Source organism: Micromonospora sp. NPDC050276 (genome assembly GCF_044459545.1).
Lineage (GTDB): Bacteria > Actinomycetota > Actinomycetes > Mycobacteriales > Micromonosporaceae > Micromonospora.
The window spans coordinates 125,854-143,621 of the sequence record NZ_JBITJA010000012.1 but is presented as its reverse complement, the minus strand read 5'-3'; the positions used below and the strand labels follow the sequence as shown (position 1 = coordinate 143,621).

At 70.7% G+C, this 17,768-nt stretch carries 19 protein-coding genes; 11 read left to right on the top strand and 8 right to left on the bottom strand.

The annotated features are described in order from the left end of the window. Nucleotides 1-94: 94 nt before the first annotated feature. Nucleotides 95-610 carry a YbjN domain-containing protein gene (locus tag ACIBF8_RS24805; protein WP_396785973.1) on the bottom strand — a complete coding sequence of 172 codons (516 nt, stop codon included), beginning with the start codon at nt 608-610 and terminating at the stop codon, nt 95-97. A gap of 57 nt (nt 611-667) precedes the next feature. Then, a complete protein-coding gene (mshA, locus tag ACIBF8_RS24800) occupies nt 668-2,032 on the bottom strand; it encodes a D-inositol-3-phosphate glycosyltransferase (RefSeq protein WP_396785972.1) in 1,365 nt (454 codons plus the stop codon). 192 nt (nt 2,033-2,224) lie between these two features. Here mshA and ACIBF8_RS24795 point away from each other — a divergent pair, with 192 nt between their 5' ends. Both ACIBF8_RS24795 and ACIBF8_RS24790 read left to right on the top strand, forming a co-directional pair. Further along, nucleotides 2,225-2,986, top strand: a complete 762-nt coding sequence (locus ACIBF8_RS24795) for an SDR family NAD(P)-dependent oxidoreductase (RefSeq protein WP_396785971.1) — start codon at nt 2,225-2,227, stop codon at nt 2,984-2,986. A 113-nt stretch (nt 2,987-3,099) separates the two neighbouring features. Further along, entirely contained in the window at nt 3,100-3,888 is a 789-nt protein-coding gene (locus ACIBF8_RS24790; protein ID WP_396785969.1) for a class I SAM-dependent methyltransferase, read from the top strand. 186 nt (nt 3,889-4,074) lie between these two features. Here the strand turns inward: ACIBF8_RS24790 and ACIBF8_RS24785 are convergent, their stop codons facing one another. Then, entirely contained in the window at nt 4,075-5,157 is a 1,083-nt protein-coding gene (locus tag ACIBF8_RS24785; protein ID WP_396785968.1) for a UDP-N-acetylmuramate dehydrogenase, read from the bottom strand. 69 nt (nt 5,158-5,226) lie between these two features. Between ACIBF8_RS24785 and ACIBF8_RS24780 the strand changes: the two genes are divergently transcribed. The 7 genes from ACIBF8_RS24780 to ACIBF8_RS24750 all read left to right on the top strand — a co-directional run bounded on the left by ACIBF8_RS24780 (nt 5,227) and on the right by ACIBF8_RS24750 (nt 12,820). After that, nucleotides 5,227-5,985 (top strand): maleylpyruvate isomerase family mycothiol-dependent enzyme, encoded by a 759-nt coding sequence (locus ACIBF8_RS24780; RefSeq protein WP_396785967.1) that lies wholly within the window; start codon nt 5,227-5,229, stop codon nt 5,983-5,985. A gap of 182 nt (nt 5,986-6,167) precedes the next feature. Further along, the gene (locus ACIBF8_RS24775) at nt 6,168-7,472 is read left to right on the top strand and encodes an ABC transporter substrate-binding protein (protein WP_396785966.1); all 1,305 of its coding nucleotides are present in this window, start codon (nt 6,168-6,170) and stop codon (nt 7,470-7,472) included. A 70-nt stretch (nt 7,473-7,542) separates the two neighbouring features. Further along, the gene (locus ACIBF8_RS24770; RefSeq protein WP_396785965.1) at nt 7,543-8,535 is read left to right on the top strand and encodes a carbohydrate ABC transporter permease; all 993 of its coding nucleotides are present in this window, start codon (nt 7,543-7,545) and stop codon (nt 8,533-8,535) included. Next, entirely contained in the window at nt 8,532-9,365 is an 834-nt protein-coding gene (locus tag ACIBF8_RS24765; RefSeq protein ID WP_396785964.1) for a carbohydrate ABC transporter permease, read from the top strand. Before ACIBF8_RS24770 ends, ACIBF8_RS24765 begins: the two co-directional genes overlap by 4 nt. After that, on the top strand, nt 9,362-10,741 hold the full coding sequence (locus ACIBF8_RS24760; protein ID WP_396785963.1) for a GH1 family beta-glucosidase: 1,380 nt from the start codon (nt 9,362-9,364) through the stop codon (nt 10,739-10,741). The genes ACIBF8_RS24765 and ACIBF8_RS24760 overlap by 4 nt, the downstream gene beginning before the upstream one ends. 22 nt (nt 10,742-10,763) lie before the next feature. Next, nucleotides 10,764-11,771 carry a LacI family DNA-binding transcriptional regulator gene (locus tag ACIBF8_RS24755; RefSeq protein WP_396785962.1) on the top strand — a complete coding sequence of 336 codons (1,008 nt, stop codon included), beginning with the start codon at nt 10,764-10,766 and terminating at the stop codon, nt 11,769-11,771. A 152-nt stretch (nt 11,772-11,923) separates the two neighbouring features. Then, on the top strand, nt 11,924-12,820 hold the full coding sequence (locus ACIBF8_RS24750; RefSeq protein ID WP_396785961.1) for a GNAT family N-acetyltransferase: 897 nt from the start codon (nt 11,924-11,926) through the stop codon (nt 12,818-12,820). A gap of 25 nt (nt 12,821-12,845) precedes the next feature. Here the strand turns inward: ACIBF8_RS24750 and ACIBF8_RS24745 are convergent, their stop codons facing one another. Together ACIBF8_RS24745 and ACIBF8_RS24740 are read right to left on the bottom strand one after the other, a co-directional pair. Next, complete coding sequence (locus tag ACIBF8_RS24745) at nt 12,846-13,121, bottom strand: hypothetical protein (protein ID WP_396785960.1); 276 nt, start codon at nt 13,119-13,121, stop codon at nt 12,846-12,848. Beyond that, nucleotides 13,118-13,423: a hypothetical protein gene (locus ACIBF8_RS24740; protein WP_396785959.1), complete on the bottom strand. Its 306-nt coding sequence runs from the start codon at nt 13,421-13,423 to the stop codon at nt 13,118-13,120. Before ACIBF8_RS24740 ends, ACIBF8_RS24745 begins: the two co-directional genes overlap by 4 nt. Before the next feature lie 189 nt (nt 13,424-13,612). Here ACIBF8_RS24740 and ACIBF8_RS24735 point away from each other — a divergent pair, with 189 nt between their 5' ends. Continuing rightward, entirely contained in the window at nt 13,613-14,359 is a 747-nt protein-coding gene (locus ACIBF8_RS24735) for an XRE family transcriptional regulator (protein WP_396785958.1), read from the top strand. Nucleotides 14,360-14,453: 94 nt separating this feature from the next. Here ACIBF8_RS24735 and ACIBF8_RS24730 read toward each other — a convergent pair whose 3' ends face one another. Both ACIBF8_RS24730 and ACIBF8_RS24725 read right to left on the bottom strand, forming a co-directional pair. Continuing rightward, nucleotides 14,454-14,969 carry an O-acetyl-ADP-ribose deacetylase gene (locus tag ACIBF8_RS24730; RefSeq protein WP_396785956.1) on the bottom strand — a complete coding sequence of 172 codons (516 nt, stop codon included), beginning with the start codon at nt 14,967-14,969 and terminating at the stop codon, nt 14,454-14,456. A gap of 2 nt (nt 14,970-14,971) precedes the next feature. Next, entirely contained in the window at nt 14,972-15,802 is an 831-nt protein-coding gene (locus ACIBF8_RS24725) for an EI24 domain-containing protein (protein ID WP_396785954.1), read from the bottom strand. Nucleotides 15,803-15,870: 68 nt separating this feature from the next. On the opposite strand from ACIBF8_RS24725, the gene ACIBF8_RS24720 reads away from it, so the two are divergent. Then, nucleotides 15,871-16,839 carry a helix-turn-helix transcriptional regulator gene (locus ACIBF8_RS24720; protein ID WP_396785952.1) on the top strand — a complete coding sequence of 323 codons (969 nt, stop codon included), beginning with the start codon at nt 15,871-15,873 and terminating at the stop codon, nt 16,837-16,839. Here the strand turns inward: ACIBF8_RS24720 and ACIBF8_RS24715 are convergent. Continuing rightward, nucleotides 16,830-17,744, bottom strand: a complete 915-nt coding sequence (locus ACIBF8_RS24715; protein WP_396785950.1) for an SDR family oxidoreductase — start codon at nt 17,742-17,744, stop codon at nt 16,830-16,832. The two genes, ACIBF8_RS24720 and ACIBF8_RS24715, sit on opposite strands and share 10 nt — an antisense overlap. Nucleotides 17,745-17,768: the final 24 nt, after the last annotated feature.

Genomic DNA, 17,768 nt, shown 5'->3' with positions numbered 1-17,768 from the left:
GGTGCGGCATACCCACCAGGAGCACTCCGAACCACCGTCAGTTCCTGGCTCGAGCGCGATCCCCCCGTGCGAGGCGCGGGGAGCTCCCGTTGCGTCAGGTCGGGTCGGGGCCGGCAGCGGAGGGCTCGAAGAGATGGGCGAAGGCGGCGAGGTTGGCGGTCGACTCGCCCCGCTTGACCCGCCACTCGTACTCCCGCCGGATCGAGCTGCCGAAGCCGATCTCCAGCATCGTGTCGAACGACTCGTCGGCGTACGTGAGGACCGCGCCGAGCAGCCGGTCCAACTCGTCGGCGTCCACGCCGGCCGGGTTGACCCGCCCGGTCAGGTAGACGTCGCCAACCGCGTCGGTGGAGAACGAGACGCCGTACATCCGGGCGTTGCGCTGCAACAGCCAGGCCCACAACTCCTCACGGCGCTCATCGGGCTGGCGCATCACGAACGCCTCGATCCGCAGCGCGTGCTCACCGACGATCAGGTTGCAGACCGTCTTGAGCTTGTGGGTGCCCGGCAGCGTCACCGCGTACGAGCCGGGGCCGGTCGACTCCCAGGCCAGGTCCCGCTCGGCGCACACCGACTCGATCAGGGTCGCAAGATCGCTCTTCGGGCTCACCGGACCCACTCTACGACCGACCCGGCTCACGCACCGGGTGGCGACCAACGCCCCCGGTCACCAGGAGCAGGAGAGCGCCGGGTCACCCGCCAGATCGGCCGCGAGCCGGGCCCGGTGCGCGGCGATCGCCTCGCCGTAGACGCCGAGCAGCCCGGCGACCGTACGGTCCCAGGAGAAGTGCCGGGCATGCTGCTCGGCGCCTCGGGCCAGCACCGACCGGAGGGGCCGGTTCGGCAGCAGGCGGCCCAGCGCACGGGCCCAGTGGACCGGATCGTGCCCGTCGATCAGTACGCCGCTGACCTGATCCCGTACCGCGGTGACCAGCCCTCCGACGGCGGCGGCCAGCACCGGCGTACCGCAGGCCTGCGCCTCCAGGGCGACCAGCCCGAACGATTCGTTGTGCGACGGCACCGCGACCAGATCCGCCGCCCGGTAGAGGGCCGGAAGGTCGTCACCGGTGAGCGGCGGCAGGAACCGCACTCCGTCGGCGACCCCGAGCTTGGCGGTCAGCTCGATCAGGGCGGTCGGCCGGTCCAACCCGCTGCCGCTGGGCCCACCGCAGATCACCACGGTCACCTGCTCGGCCAGCGCCGGGTCGCGCTCCCGCAGCGCGGCAATCGCGCGGATCAGCACGTCGGGAGCCTTGAGCGGCTGGATCCGACCGACGAAGGCAACCACGTACCCGTCGACCGGAATCCCCAGCCGGCGACGAGCCTGGCGGGCGGCTGCGGCCCGGTCGCCCGGCGCGGGTCGGAAGCGGGCCAGGTCGACGCCCGGCTGCACGACGGACACCCGGGCCGGGTCGGCGTCGTAGCGGTCGAGCAGGTCGCTGGCCTCGACCCGGGTGTTGGCGACCAGCCGGTCCGCCTCGGCGACGACCTGCTCCTCGCCGATCACCCGGGCCTTGGGCTCGGGCCGGTCGCCCGCCGCGAGCTGGGCGTTCTTGACCTTCGCCAGGGTGTGCGCGGTGTGCACCAGCGGCACGCCCCACCGCTCCTTGGCCAGCCAGCCGACCTGACCGGAGAGCCAGTAGTGGGAGTGGATCAGGTCGTAGTGCCCGGGTGGGCGGGACGCCTCCGCGCGCAGCACCCCCGCCGTGAAGGCGCAGAGCTGGCCGGGCAACTCCTCCTTGGTGAGCCCTTCCAGGGGGCCGGAGGTGATGTGTCGGACCTGCACTCCGGGCGCCATCTCGACCACCGGGGGGAGGTCGCCGGAGGTGGCCCGGGTGAAGATCTCCACCTCCACGTTGGCCTCGGCGAGTCGTCGGGCGACCTCAAGGATGTAGACGTTCATTCCGCCGGCATCGCCGGTGCCGGGCTGATGCAGGGGGGAGGTGTGTACCGACAGGGTGGCGATGCGGCGAGGCCGGGGCCACGGTCGGGCACCTCGCTGACGCCCGACACCGGTGTGCATTTCCGCCACATCCGCTCCTTTGTCACGGTTGATGCCGTCTCGCACGACCGGCGCTCTTCGGTCAACCTGTACGCCGCGAGTCATCTTCCCCATCGGGCTTCGGAAATTCTCCGGGGCGGCCCCTCGGGGTGACGGACCTCATCACGAAACGCCCCGTACGCCCGCTCGGGGCGGGTCATTCCCCCGGGGGACAATGTCGGGATGACCCCAGTCGCCATCGTCACCGGAGCGTCCAGCGGGATCGGCGCGGCCACCGCCCGCCGACTCGCCGCCGAGGGCTTCCACGTGCTCGCCGCCGCCCGCCGCGCGGAACGGCTCACCGACCTGGTCGCCGAGATCACCGCCGCCGGCGGGCAGGCCACTGCGGTGACCTGCGACATCACCTCGGACGAGTCGGTGGCCAGGCTGGCCGAGGCCGCCGCCGGGGCACCCGGCCCGGTCACCCTGCTGGTCAACAACGCGGGCGGCGCGCGCGGGCTGGACCCGGTGGAGTCCGGCAAGGTCACCGACTGGCAGTGGATGTACGACGTGAACGTGCTCGGCACCCTGCGGGTCACGCAGGCCCTGCTGCCGGCGCTGGAGGCGTCCGGTTCCGGCACCATCGTGGTGGTCTCCTCAACCGCCGGCCTGACCGTCTACGAGGGCGGGGGCGGCTACACCGCCGCGAAGCACGCGCAGACCGCCATCGCCGGCACGCTGCGGCTGGAGCTGTGTGGCCGCCCGCTGCGGGTCATCGAGATCGACCCGGGCATGGTGAAGACCGACGAGTTCGGGTTGGTCCGTTTCGAGGGCGACGCGGAACGGGCGGCCGCCGTCTACGCCGGGGTGCCGGGGCCACTGGTCGCCGAGGACGTCGCCGACTGCATCGCCTGGTGCGCCACCCGCCCGGAGCACGTCAACATCGACCGGCTGGTGGTCCGGCCGCGGGCCCAGGCCGCCCAGCACAAGGTGCACCGGGTCTAGCAGTGCTGCGTGAGGAGTGCACCGGGCTTGCGGGCCCCGCAGTCACGAACGGAGATCGGCCCTGAGGTCGTCGGCGGGGAGGGCGGCATGAGCCCTGCGGCGCGGAGGGTGGCATGAGCCCTGCGGCGCGGCGTCGGCCGCTCGGCGTGGTCACGCGTGGCACGACGAATCCGAACCGACTCCGTCGGGTGGACAACTGGATCGTCGCCACCTGCGCCGACCGGCTGTCGGCGGCGGACGATCCGCTGGTGGTCGACCTCGGCTACGGCGCAACCCCGGTCACCGCGGTGGAGCTGCGCGCTCGGCTGGCCGCCAAGGTCCGTCCGGACGTACGGCTGGTCGGGTTGGAGATCGACCCGGCCCGGGTGGCCGCCGCGGCTTCGGCCGCCGACCCACCCGGCCTGACGTTCGCCCGGGGTGGGTTCGAGTTGGCCGGACTCCGGCCGGTGCTGGTCCGCGCGTTCAACGTGCTGCGACAGTACGACGAGAGCGAGGTGCCCGCCGCCTGGCGGACGATGACGGCCGCGCTCGCCCCCGGTGGGGTGCTGGTCGAGGGCACCTGTGACGAGCTGGGGCGGCTGGCCAGCTGGCTGCTGATCGACGCCGATGGGCCACGGACGCTCACCCTGGCCGCGAAGCTCACCACGCTGGGCAGCCCCACCGAGCTGGCCGAGCGACTGCCCAAGGCGCTGATCCATCGCAACGTCCCCGGTGAGCCGGTACACGCGCTGATCCGCGCCCTGGACGACGCCTGGCAGGCCGCCGCCCCCTACGCCACGTTCGGCCCCCGCCAACGCTGGCTGCGAGCGGTGACCCGCCTCCGCGAAACAGGCTGGCCCATCCTCGACACCCCCACCCGCTGGCGCCAAGGCGAACTAACCCTCCCCTGGCCCCTCCCCTAACAGTCACCCCCAGCCCCGTCACCCCCAGCCCCCGTCACCCCCAGCCCCGTCACCCCCAGCCCCGTCGATCTTGCACTTTCGGTTGCCGATTTGCCGGCTAGCGCCCGTTATATCCCCACAGAAACTGCAAGATCGACGGGGTCGGGGGTCGGCGGGGGTGGGGCTTGGGGTGGGGCTTGGGGTGGGTTAGAGGGTGCAGTTTATGAGGACTGGTTCGGGGTGCAGGGTTACGCCGAAACGGGCGTGGACCTGGTCGCGGATGTCGCGGGCCAGGGCTAGCAGGTCAGCGGTGTGGGCGGTGCCGCTGCGGTTGGTCAGGGCCAGCGTGTGCTTGCTGGAGATGGCCACGCCACCCCGGCCGGGGTGGCCCTTGCCGAAGCCGGCCTTGTCGATCAGCCAGGCGGCGCTCACTTTGACCAGACCGTCGGCCCCGGGCCAGGCGGGCGGGTCGCCCAGCTCGGCGGAGCGTTCCAGGAGCAGCTCGTAGGTCGCGCGGTCGAGGACCGGGTTGGTGAAGAAGGAGCCGACCGAGCGAGTGTCCGGGTCATTGGCGTCGAGCACCATCCCCTTGCCCGCGCGCAGCCGCAGCACCGTCGCTCGGGCGTCCGCCAGCGGCACCTGGTCGCCCACCTCGGCACCGAGGGCCCTGGCCAACTCCGCGTAACGCACCGGCCCGGAGAGCGGGGACCGGGTGAGCCGGAAGTCGACGGAGAGCACCACCCAGCGGTCCACGTACTTGAAGATGCTGCCCCGGTAGGCGAACCCGCAGTCGGCGGCGGGGATGACCTGGCGGGTGCCCTCCCGCCGGTCGTACACCTCGACTCCGGTGATCGTCTCGGCGACCTCCTGGCCGTACGCGCCGACGTTCTGGATCGGGGTGGCGCCGGTCGAGCCGGGGATGCCGGACAGGCACTCCAGCCCGGACCAGCCGTTGGCGACCGTGGCGGCGACCAGGTCGTCCCACGGCTCGCCGGCTTCGACCCGTACGGTGACCGACTCGGCGTCCTCGGCGACGAGCCGCAGGCCACGGGAGCGCACCAGGACGGCGGTGCCGGGGAAGCCGGGGTCGCCGATCACCACGTTGCTGCCCCCGGCCAGGAGCAGGACCGGCTCCGCTGCGGCCTGGACCGCCCGGATGATCTCGTCGGCACTGCCGGCGGCCACGATCCGCTCGGCCGGCCCACCCATCCGGAGAGTGGTGTAGCCGGCGAGTGGTTTGGGGATGGCACGATCGGCGTCGGTTGTCGGCTGGGCGGAGGCGTCTGGCACGCCCTTCACCTTAGGCTGAGTAATAGCCGTGGCACCCACTGGTCGCCCGGCACCCCCGGGAGGATGGCGATGAGCAGACTGCAGGGCAGCAAGGATTTTTGGATCGGGGCGCTCCGGACGGAGGGTCCGGCTTTCGCGGCGGCGGTGGCCGAGGCCCCGCCGGAGACACCGGTGCTGTCCTGTCCGGGCTGGACGGTCAATGACCTCACCCTGCATATGGCCGGCATCTACCACTGGGTTTCGTCGTTCGCCGGTTCGGGTCAGACCGCCCAGCCGCCTCGCCGGGAGCAGATCGAGGCCGACCCGGGCGTGAGCGCGCTCCAGCTGTGGCAGCAGGGGTACGACCGGCTGATGACGCTCTTCGACGGGCTGGACCCGGAGGCGCCGGCGTGGAACTGGGCTCCCCAGCCGAAGAAGGCCGGTTTCTGGCCGCGTCGGATGGCGCACGAGTCGGCTGTGCACCGCTGGGACGCTCAGCTCGCCATCGGGGCTGGTGATCCGGTGGAGGCGAAGCTCGCGGCCGACGGGGTGAGCGAGGTGCTGGACACCTGGCTGCCCTCCGGCCGGCGGCAGGTGCCGGGTGACTGGCACGGGGTGGTGCAGCTCTCCGCGACCGATGCGGCACAGGAGTGGTATCTGCGGCTCCGTGGCGAGGGGGTGGCGTTGCTCGACACCGCAACCATCTTCGACCACGACGATCACCACGCCCGTGCCCAGGTCAGCGGCACGGCGAGCGACCTGCTGCTGGCCCTCTGGGGTCGGGTGAGCTTCGAGACGCTGGACATCGCCGGCGACCGCGCCCTGTTGGACGGTCTGCGTACGGGCTGACGGATCACCACGACGAGGGCGTCACTCCATCGGGGGTGGCGCCCTCGTTTCGGCTCGGGGTCGGGTCGGCGGTAGCGAGAGAGCGCTCTCTTGACAGCGGATGGACAACCCACCACCCTGTCGTGAGAGCGCTCTCCTAGCCCTTTGCCACCACCCGCCCGCCTTGAGAGAGGTCGATAACCATGGCTGTCTTCCCGCGCCGCCGCCTCGCCGCGGTGGCCCTCGCCGCCACCACCGCCCTACTCGTCACCGCCGGCTGCGGCGGCGGTGACGAGCCGGGCGACGGAGCGGTCACCCTGACCGTCGACGTCTTCGGCCAGTTCGGTTACGAGCAGCTCTACCAGGAGTACATGACCGCGCACCCCGGCGTGAAGATCGTCGAGCGCGGCACCGGCACCAACCTCGACGAGTACTCGCCGAAGCTGACCCAGTGGCTCGCCGCCGGCCGAGGTGCCGGCGACGTGGTGGCCATCGAGGAGGGCCTGCTGGTCGAGTACAAGGCCAATCCGGCGAACTTCGTCAACCTGCTGGACCACGGCGCCGCCGACCTCAAGGGCAACTTCCTCGAATGGAAGTGGAACGCCGGCCTGACCGCCGACGGCAAGCAGCTCATCGGCCTCGGCACCGACGTCGGCGGGATCGCCATGTGCTACCGCAAGGACCTCTTCGAAAAGGCCGGCCTGCCCACCGAGCGGGACGAGGTGTCGAAGCTCTGGCCCACCTGGCCGGACTACATCGCCACCGGTGAGAAGTTCGTCGCCGCCAAGACCGGCGCATCCTTCCTCGACGCGGCCACCAACACCTTCAACACCATCCTGCTGCAGACCGCCGGAAGCACGACCGGCTACAGCTACTACGACACCAGCGACAACCTGGTCGTCGACAGCAACCCTTCGGTACGGCAGGCGTGGGACACCACCATGGACATCATCGACTCGGGCCTGTCCGGAAAGTACGGCTCCTGGTCGGAGGAGTGGGTCTCCGCCTTCAAGCAGTCAAAGTTCGCCACCATCGCCTGCCCCGCCTGGATGACCGGTGTCATCGAGGCCAACGCCGGCACGGGGGCCCAGGGTAAGTGGGACATCGCCCGGGTGCCCGGCAACGGCGGCAACTGGGGTGGGTCGCACCTCGCCGTGCCCAAGCAGAGCAAGCACCAGGCCGAGGCGATCGAGCTGGCCAAGTTCCTGACCAGCGCCAAGGGCCAGATCGGGGCGTTCAAGGCCAAGGGCCCGCTGCCCTCCTCGCCGCAGGCGCTCGACGACCCGGCGATCACCGGCGCGACCAACGCGTACTTCTCGGGGGCACCGGTCGGCGCCATCTTCGGCACCGGCGCGAAGAGCCTGAAGCCGGTCTACATGGGTCCGAAGAACCAGGCCGTCCGGACCGAGGTGGAGAACGCCGTACGGACCGTGGAACTGGGCCAGCGCAGCCCCGCGCAGGGCTGGACGGACGCGGTGAACAACGCCAAGAAGGCCGCCGCCAAGTAGCCCGAACGAGCGTGCGGGCGGGCACCCGGCCACCGGAGTCCCGCCCGCACCGCGAAAGGAGTTCCCGGGCATGACCGTCCAGCTCGACGCCCGCCCGCCAACCGCACCGGCAACCGGGCACCACCGCCGATCGATGGGCCGGCTCAGCCGGCTCGACACCCGCTACTCGCCGTACCTCTACATCGCCCCGTTCTTCCTGCTCTTCGCGGTCTTCGGGGTGTACCCGCTGGCGTACACCTTCTGGGTCTCGCTGCACGACTGGGACCTGCTCGGAGTCGACCACCCCTTCGTCGGGGCGGAGAACTACACCCGGCTGCTGGCCGACGCCGACTTCTGGCACGCGCTGGTCAACACGCTGGGGATCTTCGTCATCTCGACCGTCCCGCAGTTGCTCGCCGCGCTCTGGCTGGCCAACCTGCTCAACCGGGGCCTGCGGGGACGCACCGGTTGGCGGATGGCGGTGCTCGTCCCCAATGTCACGTCCACCGCAGCGGTGGCGATCGTGTTCGGGGTGATCTTCGGCCGCGAGTTCGGCATGATCAACTGGCTGCTCGACCTGGTCGGGGTGGACGCGATCGGGTGGAAGTCCAACCGGTTCGCCTCCTGGGTGGCGATCTCCGCGATGGTCGACTGGCGGTGGACCGGCTACAACGCCTTGATCCTGCTGGCCGCGATGCAGGCCATCCCCCGCGACCTGTACGAATCGGCGTCCATCGACGGCGCCAACCGGGCCCGACAGTTCTGGTCGATCACCGTGCCACTCCTCAAACCGACGATCATCTTCTGCGCCATCATCGCCACCATCGGTGGCTTGCAGCTCTTCACCGAGCCTCGACTGTTCCACTCCGGCACCAACCCGATCCGGGGCGGACCGACGCGTGAGTCGCAGACGCTCACCATGTACATGTTCGAGAACGCCTTCGCGCCGCACTACAACTTCGGGTACGGCTCGGCGGTGGCCTGGCTGCTGTTCGCGCTCATCGCGGTCGTCGCGGCCGTCAACGTGCTGCTCCTGCGCCGCCTCGGCGGGTCAGAGCGCCCTCGGAAGGGAGCGGCGCGATGAGCCGACTCTGGCGGGCCAGCCCGCTGACCTACCTTGCCCTGGTCGTCGCCGCCGGCCTGTCGGTCTTCCCGATCTGGTGGATGTTCGTGGTGGCCAGCCGATCCAGCGACGCGATGGGGCAACTGCCGCCACCGATGACGCCCGGCGGCAACCTCGGCGCCAACATCGCCCGACTGTTCGACAACACCGACGCGTACTTCCTCACCGGATTGATCAACTCGACGATCGTGGCCAGTACGGTCACCCTGTCCGTGGTGTTCTTCTCCAGCCTGGCCGGCTTCGCCTTCGCCAAGCTGCGGTTCCGTGGCCGCAATGCCCTGCTGCTCGTCATCATCGCGACCATGATGGTGCCGACCCAGCTCGGCGTGATCCCGCTCTATCTCCTGATGACCCGATTGCAGTGGAACGACCGGCTGCCCGCGGTCATCGTGCCGGCCCTGGTCACCGGGTTCGGGGTGTTCATGATGCGGCAGTACGCCGGTCAGGCGGTCAGTGACGAGCTGATCGAGGCCGCCCGAATGGACGGCTGTGGCACCGCCCGAATCTGGTGGCACGTCGTGCTGCCGGCCCTGCGTCCCGCCGCCGCCGTCCTCGGTCTGCTCACCTTCATGACCACCTGGAACGACTTCCTCTGGCCGTACGCTGTGCTGAACGACCCGGCGAATCCGACAGTGCAACTGTCCCTACGCGCACTGTCGGACGGGTATTACCAGGACATGTCGCAGGTGTTCACCGGCACCGCCATCGCGACGCTGCCCCTGCTACTGGTCTTCGTGTTGTTCGGCCGGCAGATCATCGGCGGAATCATGGAAGGTGCGGTCAAGGCGTGAACGAGATCCGTTTTCCTGAGAACTTCCTCTGGGGGGCGGCCACCGCCGCGTACCAGATCGAGGGTGCGGCCCGCGACGACGGTCGCGGGCCGTCCATCTGGGACACCTTCAGCCGTACGCCGGGCAAGGTGTACCAGGGCCACACCGGCGATGTCGCCTGCGACCACTACCACCGGTACGCCGACGACGTGGCGCTGATGGCCGAGCTGGGCCTGCGGGCATACCGGTTCTCGGTCGCCTGGCCCCGGATCCAGCCCGACGGCACCGGCCCTGCCAACCCGCGTGGGCTGGACTTCTACGACCGGCTCACCGACACGCTGCTGGCCCGGGGCATCGACCCGATCGTCACCCTCTACCACTGGGACCTGCCGCAGGCCCTCGGTGACCGGGGCGGCTGGACCAACCGGGACACCGCCGAGCACTTCGCCACCTACGCCACGGCGGTGTACGCCCGCCTCGGCGACCGGATCGACGTGTGGACCACGCTGAATGAGCCGTGGTGCTCGGCGTACCTCGGTTACGGAAATGGCCTACACGCTCCGGGCGAGCAGGATCCGGCCGCGGCCTTCACCGCCGTACACCATCTGCTGTTGGGGCACGGCCTGGCGGCGCGGGCGTTGCGGGCGGCCGGCGCACGCAGCGTGGGCATCACCGTCAACCCGGCCGACGTGCGCCCGGCCGATCCGCAGAGCGCGGCGGACGCCGCCGCGGTCCGCCTGGTCGACGGCCTGCACAACCGGATCTTCCTCGACCCGCTGCTGGCCGGCGGTTACCCGGACGACGTCCGCGAGCACGTGGCCCGGATCGTCGAGCCGACCTTCATCCGGGACGGCGACGAGAAGCTGATCGCCGCCCCGATCGACCTGCTCGGCATCAACTACTACGCGCCGAGTTACGTGGCCGGTCGGCCGGGCGGCGCGGGCAACGGCGCGTATCCGGGCACCGAGGGCGCGGTGCACTTCCTGCCTCCGGCCGGGCCGCTCACCGACATGGGTTGGATGATCGAGCCGGCCGGGCTGACCCGACTGCTGGAGCAGATCGCCGCCGACTATCCCGGGGTGCCACTGCTGATCACCGAGAACGGGGCGGCATTCCCCGACAAGCCGGGCGCCGACTCGCCCGACGGGCCGGCACAGGTGATCGACGCCGATCGGATCGCCTACCTCGACGGGCATCTCCGCGCGGCGCACGAGGCAATCTCCCGGGGCGTGGACCTGCGCGGGTATCTCGTATGGTCATTCCTGGACAACTTCGAGTGGGCGGAGGGTTACCGCAAGCGGTTCGGGATCGTGCACGTCGACTACCTGACCCAGCGGCGCACACCGAAGGCCAGCGCCCGGTGGTACCAGGAGGTGATCTCCCGGAACGGGCTGTGACGAGCGGGGGGGGGAAGGCGCGATGACGACGGCGCAGCGGCCGACGCTCGAGGCGGTGGCAGCGCGGGCCGGAGTGTCCCGCGCCACCGTGTCCCGGGTGGTCAACGGCTCCACCACCGTCGCCGAACCGATCCGCGAGGCGGTCACCCGGGCGGTCGCCGAGTTGGGGTACGTCCCCAACCTCGCCGCCCGCAGCCTGGTCACCCAGCGCACCGACTCGATCGCCCTGGTCATGCCGGAGGCGGCCACCCGGGTCTTCTCCGACGACCAGGTCTTCCCCGGCATCATCCGGGGCGTCAGCCAGGAGTTGGAGGCGGCCGACAAGCAACTGGTGCTGATGCTCGCCGGCTCGCCGGCCGGGCACCATCGGGTCGAGCGGTACACCACCGGCCGGCACGTCGACGGCGTGCTCTTCGCCTCGCTGCACGGTGCCGACCCGCTGCCCGGCACGCTGGCCCGACTCGGCATCCCGGTGGTGGTCAGCGGCCGGCCGCTAGACGACGTGCCCGTCCCGTACGTCGACGTCGACCACGTGGCCGGGGTGACCGCAGCCGTCCGGCACATGATCGACAGCGGTCGTCGACGGATCGCCACCATCGCCGGGCCACAGGACATGGTCGCCGGCATCGAACGGCTCAGCGGTTACCGCAGCACCGTCGCCGACGCGGGGCTGCCCGAGCTGATCGCCATCGGTGACTTCACCCGGGAATCCGGGTCGGCGGCGATGCGTCGTCTGCTCGCCGAGCATCCCGACCTCGACGGCGTCTTCGCCGCCTCCGACCTGATGGCACACGCCGCCCTGCGGACGCTGCGCGAGGCCGGTCGGCGGGTGCCGGAGGACGTGGCGGTGGTCGGCTTCGACGACATCGAGACCGCCGCGTACACCGAGCCGCCACTGACCACCGTCCGGCAGCCGATCGTGGAACTGGGCCGCCGGATGACCCGACAACTGCTCCGGCTCGCCGCCGGGGAGACCATCGAGCAGTCGATCATGCTCCCCACCGAGCTGATCCGCCGCGCCTCCGCCTGACCTCGGCAGGCGACTTAATGCGTCGCTCGGACGGGCGATCCTGGTTAGCCTCGCCGACATGCCGGATCCTGTCGCGCTGCTGCACGTGCTCAGCTGTTCCCACCAGCTCGTCGAGGTCGAGGCCGTCGCCGCCGTACGGACGGGGGCCTGACGTGCGGATCCGAGTGGCGCAGCCGGACGACGCCCCGGGCGTGGTGGCCCTGCGGGCGATGGTCTACCCGTACCTGGTGCGCGGGGTCGAGTCGACCCGGAAGATGCTCGCCGAACCCCCGCCGGAGGAAGCCTGGACCGCCTTCGTGGCCGAGGTCGACGACCGGGTGGTCGGCTGGGTGTCCGCCGAGCGGATCGGCACCACGTCGATGGCGGACGTCGGTGGCATCAACCTGCTGCACGTGCACCCGGAGCACCGGCGACGCGGCATCGGCAGCGGGCTGCTGACGGCCGCGACCAGCTACCTCCGCCCGTTGGGAATCCGCCGGGTGCGGGCCACGGCACAACCGGAGGCGCTGCCGTTCGCCCGCCGGCACGGCTACGAGCCCAGCCGCGAGGTGCGCTACTCGGCGCTCGACCTGAATCCGGCGCCCGCGCCAGCCGACCCACCCCCGGGCGTACGACTGCACCCGATCGCCGACCTGGACCCGCACCTGCTGTACGCGGCGGACGTGGCCTCGGCCGCCGACGAGCCGGGCGACGTGCCGGTCGACAGCAAGAGCTACCAGAGCTGGCAGTACGACGTCTGGGACAACCTCGGCCTGGACAAGACAGCCAGCGTCGCCGCCGAGGTCGACGGGGAGGTGGTCGCCTTCAGTCTGGTCAAGCGGGACGGGGACCGGATGTGGTCGGACTACACCGGCAGCGTCCCGGCGTACCGGGGTCGAGGACTCGCCCGGCTGGCCAAGACCACCGCCCTGCACCGGGCCGCCGCGAACGGCGTGCGCGTCGCGTACACCTCGAACGACGAGGCGAACGGGCCGATGCTCGCGATCAACGCCCGACTGGGCTACCGCCCGGTGGCCTCCCAGTGGACCTGCCTGACCGACCTGACCTGACCAGCAGGCGCCCAGGACCCGTTCCTCAACGGCGATCTGCCCAGCGCGATCGGCGGGCCAGGGACAGCCATCCGAGGAAGCGGGTGTGCAGCGCGGCGAGATCCGGGCGGACGCCCAGGCCGTACATGTCGTCGACGGCCTCCTGCATCGACGAGGCCAGGTAGAACGCCAGAGCGATCGAGTGACCGTAGAACTCGGCAATGAGGTCGAGTTGAGCCGGACCGCAGGGCCAGGGCGCGGCGCAGTTGCGACACAGCCACGCCGGGCGCATCGGCAGGTGCGGCCGAGGGCGGGCGGTCATCCGACCCTCACCGGTCCACGGCGTACCTGCCGACGGGCCGTCGGCCGGACGGCCGGTGTCAGAGGGTCCCGCCAGATCAGCCCCGCCTTCTGCACGAACAGCGACCGCCGTACGACGGCCTCGCCCTTCGGGCCCAGCTCGTAGCCCTCAATCCAGAGCCAGCCGTCATAGGTGACCCAGTCGGGAAGCCCGATCACGCGGACGAAGATCGGCCGGAGGAACTGCACACTCGCCGCGCGGGTCAGATGCAAGACATCGCCCGGCTTCACCTTTCGCTCGGACCCGCCCAGCCGGCCATCCATCAGTATTTACCTCTCCGATCGTTAGGAAGGCCGCACTTAGTTCCCACCTAAGAGACGGCCCCGGCTAGCGCCGCCGCCGGTCGTCGCTTCGACCAGCGGTGCCGCTCAACTACACGGTTTCAGCGGGTATCGGACGCCGGTACCGTCCGTGTGCGACCATCGGGGACGTCTAGGAAAGGTCCCCTTGCGATGACGCGAAACGACGCCCTCGGACACGCCCTCAGGTCGGCCGGGCTGACCGTTGCTGACCTCGCCGAGAAGTGCGGTGTGGACCCGAAGACGGTTGAGCGGTGGATCAGCAGAGGCCGTGTTCCGCACCCTCGCTTCCGGATGCGGGCCGCAGGGGTGTTGGGTCAGGATGTAGAGGTGCTATGGCCCGAGGTCGTCCGCCGCGCAGTCAAGGTCGGTTCAGACCGTGAGTTGGTCGGCGTGTACGCGCGCCGATCCGACCTTCCGCGTTCACTATTTCGTGAGTTGATCGGCAATGCGGGTACGCGCTTGTGGTTTGGCGGATACACGAGTTACTTCGTGTGGCTCGAGGTCCCCAACGCAGCCACCACGCTCGGCGCGAAGGCCCAGAGCGGCGCTGATGTGCGTTTCCTACTCGGCGATCCTGGCAGCGAGGTCACTGCGGCGCGAGAGCGCATCGAATCGACTCCCCTCACGCTCGCGACCCGCATCGCCATGACCCAGGCAGAGATCGCGAAGTCTCCGGAGCCCCTTGCCGTCCGGCTGTCAGAGCGGCACGTCGCCATGTCCGTCTGGGTCTTCGATGACGAGGCGATCGTGGCTACGCACATCGGCGCGGGGCTAGGGCAGGACTCGGTAACGATGCACTTCCGACGCCGCGAAGCCGGCGGTCCTTTTGATCGTTACGTGGAGCACTTTGAGTCCCTATGGGATGAGGCACGGGTGTCGAGGTCGCTGAGCACCTGATCTGCGGTGATCAAGTGATGAAAAGTAGGTTCGCGTGGCCTCTGGAACCTACTTTTCATCACTTGATCGAGGCAGAAGCGGGGGACGGGACCGGTCAGCCGGCCTGGAACACCTGGCGCGCGGTGGCGTGGGTGTCGGCGCCGAAGAGCACCAGACGGGCCTCGGTGACGCTGGCCGGGGTGGCCGAGCGCAGCACCGCCAGCGCCTGACCGACCGCGTCGTCCACCGGCCAGCCGTAGATGCCGGCCGAGATCAGCGGGTACGCCACAGTGGTCGCGCCCAGCTCGTCGGCGACCGCGAGGCTGTTGGCGTAGCAGTCGCGCAACAGCACCGACCGGTCCTCGCTGGCCGACCAGACCGGCCCGACTGTGTGGATCACCCAGCGGGCCGGCAGCTCCCCGGCCGTGGTCGCCACCGCCTGACCGGTGGGCAGGCCCCTGCCGTAGCGGGACGCCCGCAGCGCCCGGCACTCGGCCAGAATGGCTGGCCCGCCGCGCCGGTGGATGGCACCGTCGACGCCGCCGCCGCCGAGCAGGGACGAGTTGGCGGCGTTCACGATGGCGTCCACCCGCTGGGTGGTGATGTCCCCCTCGACCAGGGTGATCTCCACGACTAGTTCCTCTCGACAGGACGGCCGATGGGCGGCGTCGACAGTGGGCCGTCGATCGGCTGGCCCATCGAGCGCCGGGCCAGCAGGGTCGCACCGGCGACCGCGGCCGGCATGATCAGCACGGCGCCGAGCGGAATCAGGAAGCAGAGGAAAACGGCCACTCCGAAGCCGAGCGCGGTGGGTCGGTCGGCCTTCAGGATCGTCCGACGCTGCGGCAGCCGCATTCCGCGTCGGTAGAACGGTGCACCGACCAGCTCCACGGCGAGGAACCACCCGCCGACGGCCGCCCCGATCACCGGAACGACCGTCTGGCCGACCACCGGGATGAAACCGGCGAGGAAGAGCGGAATGCCGACCAGCGCGGTGAGCGCCACCAGGCGTACCGAGTCGGCGAGGCTGCGCCGCAGTGACGACCAGAAGGGCACGTCCACCGCGCCCGGCGTGCCGCCGTACCGCTGCTCGACCTGCTCGGAGATCTTTTCGTAGAACGGGTCGCCGATGACCAGGGTGACCGCGGTGAAGGTGAGCACGCCGAGCAGGCCGCCGAGCCCCAGGAAGGCCAACCCGGCGATCACCCGGACCAGGCTGCGGCCGGTGCTCGACCAGTCGTCGGCGAACGGGGTGACCAGTGCGGCGAGGTCGTCCACGAAGTACACCAGCGTGGCGAGCGCGGCCAGGAAGAGCGCGCCGGAGATCAGTGCCGGCACGATGCCGAGCAGCATCAGCCCCGGGTTGCGGACGTAGAGGCCCAACCCGCGCAGGAGCAGCCCTGCCCCGGCGAGGAAGCGTCCGGCGACCCCGGTGACCGGGCTGGCGATTCTGCTGACGTCCACGATCGAGCAGCCTAACCAGCGGTGATCGAATCCGCCGGACGGCGGGCGGTAGCGGGCAGGATGGGCGGGTGCGCGCGTCCCGACTGATCTCGTTGCTGTTGCTGTTGCAGGCGCGCGGGTCGATGACCGCGAGCGAGCTGGCGCGGGAGCTGGAGGTCTCCGAGCGAACCGTCTACCGGGACGTCCTGGCGCTCTCCGCCGCGGGCGTGCCGGTATACGCCGACCGGGGCCGGGCCGGCGGCTACCGCCTGCTCGGTGGCTACCGCACCCGGCTGACCGGGCTGACCCGGGACGAGGCGGAGGCGCTCTTCCTCGCTGGGCTACCCGGCCCCGCCGGTGACATGGGGCTCGCCGACGCGGTCGCGTCCGCCGAGCTGAAGGTGCTCGCCGCGCTACCACCCGCCCTACGCGACGCGCCGGCCCGCACCGGGCAGCGGTTCCACCTGGACGTGCCGGGCTGGTTCCGGGAGACGACACCGCCGCTCTGGTTGCCCGACCTCGCCCGAGCGGTCTGGGGCGACCGGGTGGTGCAGCTGCGCTACCGACGCGGCGACCGCGAGGTGACCCGCCGGGTCCAGCCGTACGGCCTGGTGCTCAAGAGCGGTGTCTGGTATTTGGTCGGCCGGGTCGACGAGGATGTCCGCACCTACCGGGTGGACCGGGTCACCGCGGTCGAGGTGGGCGACGAGCACTTCGACCGCGACGAGGGCTTCGACCTGGCCGGGCACTGGCGCGAGCAGGCCGGGTCGTTCCTGCGGACCATGCTGCGGGCCGAGGTCGCCGTCCGGCTGAGCCCCGCCGGCCTGCGCCAGCTCCGGCACCTGGTCGATGCCCCCTTCGTGTACGACGAGCTGGTCGCCACCGCCAGCGAACCGGACGGGCAGGGCTGGGTGGTGGCGCGGCTGCCCGTCGAGTCGGCCCAGGTGGCGTACCACCAACTGCTGGGGCTCGGCCCCGAGGTCGAGGTCCTCGATCCACCCGAGCTGCGGCAGTTGTTCGTCCAGAGCGCGGAGCGGCTCCGTGCGCTCTACCGGTAGCCGGTGACGTCCGCCGGCTTGCCGGCATCGACCACCTCGGTGATGTAGCGGAAGCCCTCGGGTTGGCTGCCGTCAAGGTCGGTGAACCCGTACACCTTGGACAGCGTGCCGGCATCGACGGACCTGCCGCTCCACCGGGCCTTGTCCTGGTCGGCGGCGAGCGCGGCCACCGCCCGGCCGACGAAGGCCGGGGTCTCCGAGATGAGGAAGTTCGGGTCGGTGGCAGCGCCGTCGCGCCAGTTCTCCTCGGTCACGCCGAAGTGCTCCAGCATCGCCTCGGACCGAATCCAGCCGGGGGTGAGCGCCACCGCCGTGCAGCCGTGCGGCTTCAGCTCGTGCGCCTGGCTGAAGGCGAGCCGGTTGACCGAGACCTTGGCCAGGTCGTAGAAGACCGACAGCCGGTAGTTCTCGTCGTTGTACGCCTTGGTGCCGTCGCCCATCTCCACCACCAGTCCGCCCGGCTTGCGGATCAACAGCGGCAGGGCGAAGTGGCTGGTGATGATGTGCGTGTCGACGGCCAGCCGCAGGGTGCGGAAGCCGGCGTCGAGCGGCTGCTCCCACACCGGCTTGTCCCAGGTGACCAGCGGGTCGCCGCCCCAGATGTCGTTGACGAGCACGTCGAGTTGGCCCTGCTCGGCGTCGATCCGGGCGACCAGGTCGCGAACCTGGTCGGGCACCAGGTGATCGACCTGGACGGCGATGCCGGTGCCGCCGGCCGCGCTGACCAGCTCGGCGGTCTCCTCGATGGTCTCCGGTCGGTCCATCTCGGAGCGGCCGGCCCGGGTGCTGCGGCCGGTGGCGTAGACCGTGGCCCCGGCCGCGCCGAGCTGAACGGCGATCTGCCGCCCGGCACCACGGGTGGCACCGGCGACGAGCGCGATCTTTCCTGCGAGCGGTTGTGTCATGCCTCGACGTTGTCAGGAATACCT